Genomic DNA, 8,073 nt, shown 5'->3' on the forward strand with positions numbered 1-8,073 from the left:
GTTAATAAGCGGGGCCTTCTATGATACATTAATTCATAGGAGGCCTTGATTTATGGCAAGAAAAGAAAAGCAACCCGTTCACCATGTCGTAATGACTGATGGCAAGCGTGCCATCATTCAGCAGCTCCTGCAGGAGTATGACATTGAAACTGCAGAGGATATCCAGGACGCTCTAAAAGATCTTCTTGGCGGTACCATCAAGGAAATGATGGAAGCCGAGATGGACGATCATCTTGGATATGGCAAGTCCGAGTGTATAGAACGTTCTGACCAAAGCGATTACCGTAATGGCACTAAGCAAAAGCAAGTAAATACAAGCTATGGCTCTATGACTATTGACGTACCACAGGATCGGAACTCAACATTCGAGCCAAAAGTTGTAAAAAAGCGTCAAAAGGATATCTCTGACATTGATCAGAAGATCATCTCTATGTACGCAAAAGGGATGACAACCCGCCAGATCTCGGATACCCTCATGGATATCTATGGTTTTGAAGCTTCAGAAGGCTTTATTTCGGATGTAACTGATAAGCTCATGCCGCAGATCGAGGAGTGGCAGAACAGGCCTCTTGATGAGGTATATCCAGTTATTTACATTGATGCCATCCATTATTCTGTACGAGATAACGGCCTTATCCGCAAGCTTGCAGCTTATGTTACCCTTGGGATTAATTTAGAGGGCCGTAAAGAGGTCCTTACGATAGATGTAGGCCAGAACGAAAGTGCAAAATACTGGCTTTCCGTACTTAATTCGCTTAAGAACCGCGGAGTCAGAGATATTATGATCATTTGTGCAGATGGCCTTACAGGCATAAAGGAGGCAATCTCAACAGCATTTCCTCAGACCGAGTACCAGCGCTGCATCGTGCACCAGGTGCGTAACACGCTTAAGTATGTTGCGGACAAGGATCGCAAGCCGTTCGCAGCTGACTTGAAGAAAATCTACCATGCCCCGGACGCAGACAGCGCTGCAGAAATCCGGGACAAAGTAGAAGAAAAATGGTCTGAGAAATATCCCCGTGCAATGAAAACCTGGAGAACAAACTGGGATGCAATCACACCTATCTTCAAGTTTTCACCCGATGTACGTACTGTTATCTATACTACAAATGCGATAGAAAGTCTGAATTCCACCTACCGCAAGCTTAACCGGCAGCGGAGCGTTTTTCCAAGTGACCAGGCACTATTGAAAGCCCTGTATCTGGCAACCTTCGAAGCCACGAAAAAATGGACCATGCCGATCCGTAACTGGGGAAAGGTTTACGGAGAAATGGCCATCATGTACGAAGGGCGGTAACTGGTAGATAGCGAGTGTCTTGAAGCACCGGGTCAAATTTCTTAAGCTGTCTTCAGAAATCTGAGGATATCTTTTTGAAAGGAGTCCTGCGTTGAACGAAGAAAAGCATGCAATGAAACTTGCCCATTGGACAAGTATTATCCGGGAAGCAAATACCAGCGGCAAGACGGTTGAGCAATGGTGCAGAACAAATCAGATATCCATCCGCAGCTACTATTACTGGCATAAACAGGTGATGCACAGCACTTACAAGACGTTAGTCGAAAACGGTTTTCAACCTCCGCTGGAACTTCCAGAGGAGGATTCCGCAAAGATGATGGCCCCTGTTCCGGTCTTCGCAGAGCTGAGGCCACCCGCTGAACGCAAACAGGAAAGCACTGCAGCCGGGATCATTCTGGAATCGGGAAACTTTAAGATCCGCGTCGAGGATGGATTTTCCGAAGAATGCCTGGAGAAAGTGATACGGGTGATCAGCCATGCTCAATGACGCGACCGGCAACACTTTTAAGAAGGTGTACATAGCCTGCGGGCGCACCGATCTCAGGTATGGGGTCATGGGGCTGGCGACGCTCGTGAAGACAAAGTTTCATCTGGATCCTTATGACAAGGGGACGCTCTTTCTGTTCTGCGGCTGCCGCACGGATCGGATCAAAGGTCTTCTTTGGGAAGGGGATGGGTTCCTGCTTCTCTACAAACTCCTCAGTGACGGCAGGTTCAAGTGGCCAAGGAATACGGACGAGCTGAAAGCGCTGACCGAAGAACAATACCGGCTTCTCATGGATGGATTTACGATTGAAAAGGGCATCAATGAGAGCCATCCCAAGTACATAGCCTGACGAAAAAAGAGGTGATAAATATTGAAATTTATCACCTCTTTTGCTTGACATTTATGTAGTTATAAACTATAATAAATATATCACTACATAAGGAGGCAATGGGATGGCAATCATCAAGCAATACAACAAAAAAACAGGGACGACATACGTCTATGAATCGCATTCTTACTGGGACAAAGAGCGAAAACAGCACCGGTCCGACCGAAAACTGATCGGCAAGATTGACCCTGAAACCGGTGAGATTGTACCTACAAAAAAGAAGAAAACAGGTGCCCCGGCAGGTGATGAGTCCAAGGCCCAGGAGCTTGAGAAATTGAACCTGAAGCTTTCTGAGTACGAAGCCACGATCAACAGCCAGAAAGAACAGATCAGACAGCTGAAAGAGGAACTTTGCAGCCGGGACCAGATGATCCGAAAGATACGGACGATCGTTGCGGAATAAAGGGATGTGAAAGAGGACGAAGGAAGGAGGCCGTCTATGAGGACAAAGAAAACGATGGATTACCGTTTCCCTCATTATACGGAAGACGACCTGCGCGCTCTTGATCCCGAAGCACTTGTATGGGCGTACTGCCTCCTGCAGGACCGCTTTGAACACCTGCGGGATTATGATCTGCCGGACCTGGAAGAAAAGTACCGGATCAGCCTGGTCAAACGTTTCGGCCGCTCCACGGAGAAGAGTTCGTCTCTGACCGGACACAGCCAGGAGAAGAAACCGGATGGAAAAGCAACGGAACAGAAAAGCGGTGAATCAGAGCAAACGGACAAAGTCCAGAAAAATCACCCTGTCAGACACGCCGGATGTGCGGACAAAGTAAAGAAGAATCTCACTGTGGTCGATGAGCAGATCGAACTCACACCTGAAGAGCTTGTGAAGACCTTCGGCGAAGGCGTTTCGTACAAGGATGATCCAAACTTCGAGAAGACATACGATGTGGTATGCTCTCTCCCGGTAACTCACTACATCAGGCGTTATCACATCCATGTATACCGGGGCGGCGGGAAGATCGTGACAGCGGTCCGGCACATAGGAAAGATGAAAGCCGGGTCTCTGATGACTCCGGACATTCTGGCAGAGATCGTAAACGACCGCTGTGTCCTTCAGCTTCCCATGAACCGGATATCCCAGGACTTCGGCCGCAATGGCTTCCCGCTCACACGGCAGACCATGGCAAGATGGTGCATCGATATCGGCTTCCAGTACATAGGCCCCCTGGTCTGCCGGATGCTGGATCTGCTGAAAGCGCAGAGATATCTGCATGCGGACGAAACCTTTCTGACGGTCGCCCGTACTCCATCCGGAGAGCGGAAGGAATGCCGCCAATGGGTGTTCCGGACTTCATCTCTCCTGGATGCTCCGCAGATCATTGTGTTCTGGTTTGACGAGACCAGATCGACGGATGTACTCCGTGAGCTGTTCGGGGATGCCAAAAGCCTTGTCATCATCTGCGATGCATATGTTTCCTATAAGACCTTTGCAAAGGAGAAAGAAGGAGATACGATCATAGCGAACTGCTATACTCACGCGCGGCGGAATTTCACGGACATCATCAAGGCAATCCCGGGCTTCAAGACCCTCTCGGAAGAAGAACAAAACGAGATCCTGTCCTGCCGCATTGTCCGGATGATCGACCGCATCTTCAAACTGGAAAGAGAACTGAAAGATCTTGATGCTGAAAGCCGGCTGGCAGCGCGTCAGGAAAAAGCAATGCCGATCGTCAACGAACTTTTCGACTTTCTTCATTCTCTTCCGGATTCCGACTTTGACAAGAGCAGCAAGCTTTACGAAGCTGTGAATTACATGAAAAATCAGGAGGACGGTTTCCGGGTGTTCCTTCAGGACGGCAAAGTTCCGGTTCATAATTCCAGCTGCGAGCAGGCAATCATCCCCTTCTCCTTAGGGCGGAACAATTGGAAATGTATCGACTCCATAGATGGTGCAATAACGCTTGGCTACTATTATTCTCTGACGGAGACAGCCAAAGCGAACGGAGCAGTGCCACTCTATTACCTGAAATATCTCTTTGAGCGACTTCCAGCCCTCTTTGAAGCATCCGGAGGGAAACCGGCGCCTCAATCGTTCGACAGTCTCATGCCGTGGACAGAGGATTACCGCTCCTACGAACGGCAGACGATTGCTGAGCTGAATAAAAATCTGATGCAGTGGAAACCGGCCTCGTAACGGAAGCCTTGTTTCCGACCTCCTAAAACGCTGGAGAAATATGCACTTTTCGTGCATCCCACAAAAAGTGCAAAGTGCAAACCTTTGAACATGAAAGCGTCCCATCGCTGGGACGCTTTTTTCACCTTTGTCAATGCATCAACTATCTACCGGTTACGAAGGGCGTATGCCTGAATAACAAAAACTCCAGCTGCATGTAAAGGGTAAAATAAACACCAGCTTGTGCTGGTGCCCTTGACACGCGTCTGCCGTTTTGTTAATAGTTAATCAAGAGCCGACAGGCAGAAATCTGCTCGTCGGCTCAACCATTCACCATCATAGAAGGCTTTTTACAGAAAAACTTTCACACTGTCACCGCGTTATCTCCTCAGTATTGCGGAATCCGGAGACCATTATGTCCGCCATATCCACTACTGAAAAAAGTAATACAGAAATCCCTTTATTCCGGTAGTGTATTTATAATTATAAGCGACCAAGTCCCCATTTTTTCCGCTCTCATTTATATTGAATGATACCCTTGCGAAATCCAGTCTTTCAATCTCTATGCGAATGAATGGCAGAAATTCACCAAAGTCGCATCTGATATACAGCTTTTCATGAGCACTGAGGTGACCCCACTCACCTATCTTAACCATCGATTTGATCTTACTGAAGTTATCCTCAAGCTCGCAGCGGAAGAAGGTTATTCTCCTGACATCATTCTCAGCTTCGAGAATAAACTCGTCTCCTATTGCAGAAATCTCAAGATAATTCGTTTCTTCCTCTATATCTCTTCCGGTCTTTTGTCGTTCATAAACAGTAAATCTTTCATGAGTGTTATATTTTGAGAAGCTGATACGAATTAATCGTCCTACGAGATAAACAATAAAAGTTACAGCTGTAATAATAGATGAAATATTAGAGATAACTTGCAGCATAATGATTCATCCTATATCGTCTCCAATATACCTGAACCGAGGCTCAGTCATACCAGACAGGGTACTCAATAGATTCCAGATTCTTCATGACAACGTCCGCAATTCTTTTGTAATATTAATAAAACTTTCTTAACGGTGCCTGATACCAACGTGTAGTATCTCTGAAACGGGGCAGCCACATTCCGGACAAGCGTTTGCCTTATCAGAAACCGTGTGTCCACATTCCGTACACTTTATCATAGCCATAATAAGCTCCTCTTAATAACCACTTTTTTGTTTATCAAAATACCGATTTACACTTTTTACTTTATTATCCAATGTATCAACTAGAAGCTGTCCCCGTTCTGCGATCTGTTTAATCGATTCATGATTATATTGAATCTTTGCAAGAGCATGTACTAACTGATTTCTGTCGGTTTTCCACGAATCAATTTCCTCTATGAGTTCTAAAGTAATTCTCTTTCGTACATAATCATTAAGGAATGCCGGATTTCCCTTCATTTTACGCAGTTTCTCATTCAATTTGATCTCATAGCCCTTACTGTCAACATACTTTACTCCTGCGTGTTTTAATGCCGAAAGACAACGATCTTCTATTATGGCATATTCAATAAAGATAGCCTGATAATAGAAACCTGATTTCATTGCCTTATTCAAATTCATCTTCATTGCCTTATAGGCTTCGTATTTTTCAATGTCCTTATCCATAGTGCCTATTCCTTCTTTTGGGTTCATATAATTAATAACCCTCTTGTCTATAAGATCAAATGCATAACATCCAGTTTACAATGCATCTGGATTATTACTTATAGGAACGTAATAACTGTCATGAAAATATTCCGTGGTGTTGATTTATAATTAAAACTGACCCATGTTTAACGTTTAAAACTGACCCACCCCTGGAGATGGATAGTACCTAGCCAGTGCAACAGCATGGAACCGTTCTACTGTTATTCTACCGTGCCGCCATAACCTACTCCATTCATCTATTGCTAGGATAGTCGCTACAGCGTTACTTATTCAGGATGCGGAGGAGGTACGGGTAATGAGAAGTTGATGAGGTGGGAACATCACCTCTGTTTGAACTTATGCCACTCATGTCTTGCTACATACACGAATAATATCCCGATCAGATATCCCATCACATCGAACGGAATGTCTGTAATGTCGAATTCGCGTCCCGGGACAACGATCTTACTGAGCTGGTCACATATCGACACCACCGCGCAGAATACTATAGCCAAAAGATATGGACGTTTCTTTCCCCACACAAGGAAGAAGAAACTTGACGTAACTCCCATCACCAAGTACTCAACTGAATGGGCAAACTTTCGGACGAGAATGTAGAAAGCATACCAATCTGCCATGGTGTGATTCAATTTATTATTCACCTTCGCAATCACATTAACAAAATGCATAGCAAGCGCAGCAGACGCTGAACCCGGTTGCAGCGTAAAGGCAATGATGAGAAGGATGGCTAAAATTAAAAGTAGGATGGAAATGTACTTTTTAAACAATAAATCAAATTCACCTCAATCATTAATATCACATCAATTCGCGTTTTGCCATATTTAGCGCAACTTCAATTGTTTTATCCATATCGTAGTATTTATACTCACCCAATCGCCCGCCAAAGACCACTTTGCCCTCTTTATCCGCTAGTTCTTTGTACCTCTGGTATAACGCCCCATTCTTCTCATCATTAACCGGATAGTATGGCTCATCTCCTGGCTTCCACTCGGAAGAATACTCACGGGAGATCACTGTCTTCGGAAGATTGTTTCCGTCTGCATCTTTGCCAAATTCAAACCACTTATGCTCAATGATGCGAGTCCACGGCGTCTCCCTGTCCGTATAATTAACTGCTGCATTCCCCTGAAAGTTCGGTATATCAAGAAGTTCCGTCTCAAAGCGGACACTTCGATACTCCAGCGTTCCAAGTCTATAATCATAATATGCATCGATCGGTCCCGTGAAGATAACTTTCTCTGCTAACTGATTCCAGTTTTCTCTGTCCTTCAGGTAGTCCTCATTCAGTCGGACCTCAATCCCATCCAGCATTTTTTCAACCATCTTCGTATAACCGCCGACTGGGATACCTTGATACAACGCATTAAAATAATTGTTATCAAAGGTCAGGCGAACTGGAAGACGTTTGATGATAAAAGAAGGCAGCTCTGTGCATGGTCTTCCCCACTGTTTTTCCGTATAGCCCTTGATCAGCTTCTCGTAGATATCTGTCCCGATCAGCGAGATTGCCTGTTCCTCCAGGTTCTGTGGCTCAAACGGTGCATCTGCAGGCAGCCCCCTTTCTTGTAGCTTCTTCGCAATATAATCTTTCTTCTGCTCCTCGATCTTGGCAGCTGCTTCTTGTGGCGTAACTACTCCCCACATCTTGTTGAAGGTGTACATATTGAATGGAAGTGAGTAAAGTTCCCCTTTATAGTTTGCTACCGGAGAGTTGGTAAAGCGGTTGAAAACCGCAAAACGGTTCACATATTCCCATACTTTCTTATTATTGGTGTGAAAAATATGCGCTCCATAGCGGTGGACATGAATACCTTCCACATCCTCCGTATATACATTACCAGCAATATTTGGTCTTTTATCAATCACAAGAACTGATTTGCCAGCAGCCTTCGCCTCATGAGCAAACGTTGCCCCAAACAAACCGGAGCCAACTACCAAATAATCATATTTCATTACTATCCCCCTTCGGCATGCCATATATGCATATTGCACTGCCTAACGGCCGGATTTGCGGAGCAAATCGGCCTGGTTGCGCCAGCTGTCGGCCGCGATGCGGAGCATAGCGGTCGACTCGGGTTCCTTCCGGCTGAA

General features: G+C 45.5%; 10 protein-coding genes. 5 read left to right on the top strand and 5 right to left on the bottom strand.

Annotation, left to right across the window (positions count from 1 at the left end):
- Positions 1-52: 52 nt before the first annotated feature.
- From ACTQ1N_RS12190 to tnpC, 5 genes are all read left to right on the top strand, one after another.
- A complete protein-coding gene (locus ACTQ1N_RS12190; RefSeq protein WP_441956934.1) occupies positions 53-1,297 on the top strand; it encodes an IS256 family transposase in 1,245 nt (414 codons plus the stop codon).
- 91 nt (positions 1,298-1,388) lie between these two features.
- Positions 1,389-1,784, top strand: coding sequence for an IS66 family insertion sequence element accessory protein TnpA (gene tnpA / locus ACTQ1N_RS12195; RefSeq protein ID WP_441956935.1), 396 nt, complete (start codon positions 1,389-1,391; stop codon positions 1,782-1,784).
- Positions 1,774-2,133 carry an IS66 family insertion sequence element accessory protein TnpB gene (gene tnpB / locus ACTQ1N_RS12200; RefSeq protein ID WP_441956936.1) on the top strand — a complete coding sequence of 120 codons (360 nt, stop codon included), beginning with the start codon at positions 1,774-1,776 and terminating at the stop codon, positions 2,131-2,133. The genes tnpA and tnpB overlap by 11 nt, the downstream gene beginning before the upstream one ends.
- Positions 2,134-2,236: 103 nt before the next feature.
- Positions 2,237-2,575 carry a hypothetical protein gene (locus tag ACTQ1N_RS12205; protein ID WP_441956943.1) on the top strand — a complete coding sequence of 113 codons (339 nt, stop codon included), beginning with the start codon at positions 2,237-2,239 and terminating at the stop codon, positions 2,573-2,575.
- 36 nt (positions 2,576-2,611) lie between these two features.
- Entirely contained in the window at positions 2,612-4,315 is a 1,704-nt protein-coding gene (tnpC, locus tag ACTQ1N_RS12210) for an IS66 family transposase (protein WP_441956937.1), read from the top strand.
- Between the two features lie 410 nt (positions 4,316-4,725).
- Here the strand turns inward: tnpC and ACTQ1N_RS12215 are convergent, their stop codons facing one another.
- The 5 genes from ACTQ1N_RS12215 to glf form a co-directional block, all read right to left on the bottom strand.
- On the bottom strand, positions 4,726-5,232 hold the full coding sequence (locus ACTQ1N_RS12215) for a hypothetical protein (RefSeq protein ID WP_441956938.1): 507 nt from the start codon (positions 5,230-5,232) through the stop codon (positions 4,726-4,728).
- A gap of 129 nt (positions 5,233-5,361) precedes the next feature.
- Positions 5,362-5,478, bottom strand: a complete 117-nt coding sequence (locus tag ACTQ1N_RS12220) for a zinc-ribbon domain-containing protein (protein WP_441956939.1) — start codon at positions 5,476-5,478, stop codon at positions 5,362-5,364.
- A 12-nt stretch (positions 5,479-5,490) separates the two neighbouring features.
- On the bottom strand, positions 5,491-5,967 hold the full coding sequence (locus ACTQ1N_RS12225; RefSeq protein WP_441956940.1) for a hypothetical protein: 477 nt from the start codon (positions 5,965-5,967) through the stop codon (positions 5,491-5,493).
- A gap of 335 nt (positions 5,968-6,302) precedes the next feature.
- Entirely contained in the window at positions 6,303-6,749 is a 447-nt protein-coding gene (locus tag ACTQ1N_RS12230) for a VanZ family protein (protein WP_441956941.1), read from the bottom strand.
- A 28-nt stretch (positions 6,750-6,777) separates the two neighbouring features.
- Positions 6,778-7,935 carry a UDP-galactopyranose mutase gene (glf, locus tag ACTQ1N_RS12235; RefSeq protein ID WP_441956942.1) on the bottom strand — a complete coding sequence of 386 codons (1,158 nt, stop codon included), beginning with the start codon at positions 7,933-7,935 and terminating at the stop codon, positions 6,778-6,780.
- Between the last annotated feature and the right edge of the window lie 138 nt (positions 7,936-8,073).

Source organism: Porcincola sp. LCP21S3_C12 (assembly GCF_052118625.1).
In the GTDB taxonomy this organism is placed as follows: domain Bacteria; phylum Bacillota; class Clostridia; order Lachnospirales; family Lachnospiraceae; genus Porcincola.

Excerpts from the sequence above, each read along its gene's own strand:
- ACTQ1N_RS12190 (WP_441956934.1), top strand. The coding sequence starts at position 53 with ATGGCAAGAAAAGAAAAGCAACCCGTTCACCATGTCGTAATGACTGAT.
- tnpB (WP_441956936.1), top strand. The coding sequence starts at position 1,774 with ATGCTCAATGACGCGACCGGCAACACTTTTAAGAAGGTGTACATAGCC.
- ACTQ1N_RS12205 (WP_441956943.1), top strand. The coding sequence starts at position 2,237 with ATGGCAATCATCAAGCAATACAACAAAAAAACAGGGACGACATACGTC.
- tnpC (WP_441956937.1), top strand. The coding sequence starts at position 2,612 with ATGAGGACAAAGAAAACGATGGATTACCGTTTCCCTCATTATACGGAA.
- ACTQ1N_RS12215 (WP_441956938.1), bottom strand. The coding sequence starts at position 5,232 with ATGCTGCAAGTTATCTCTAATATTTCATCTATTATTACAGCTGTAACT.
- ACTQ1N_RS12220 (WP_441956939.1), bottom strand. The coding sequence starts at position 5,478 with ATGGCTATGATAAAGTGTACGGAATGTGGACACACGGTTTCTGATAAG.
- ACTQ1N_RS12225 (WP_441956940.1), bottom strand. The coding sequence starts at position 5,967 with ATGAACCCAAAAGAAGGAATAGGCACTATGGATAAGGACATTGAAAAA.
- glf (WP_441956942.1), bottom strand. The coding sequence starts at position 7,935 with ATGAAATATGATTATTTGGTAGTTGGCTCCGGTTTGTTTGGGGCAACG.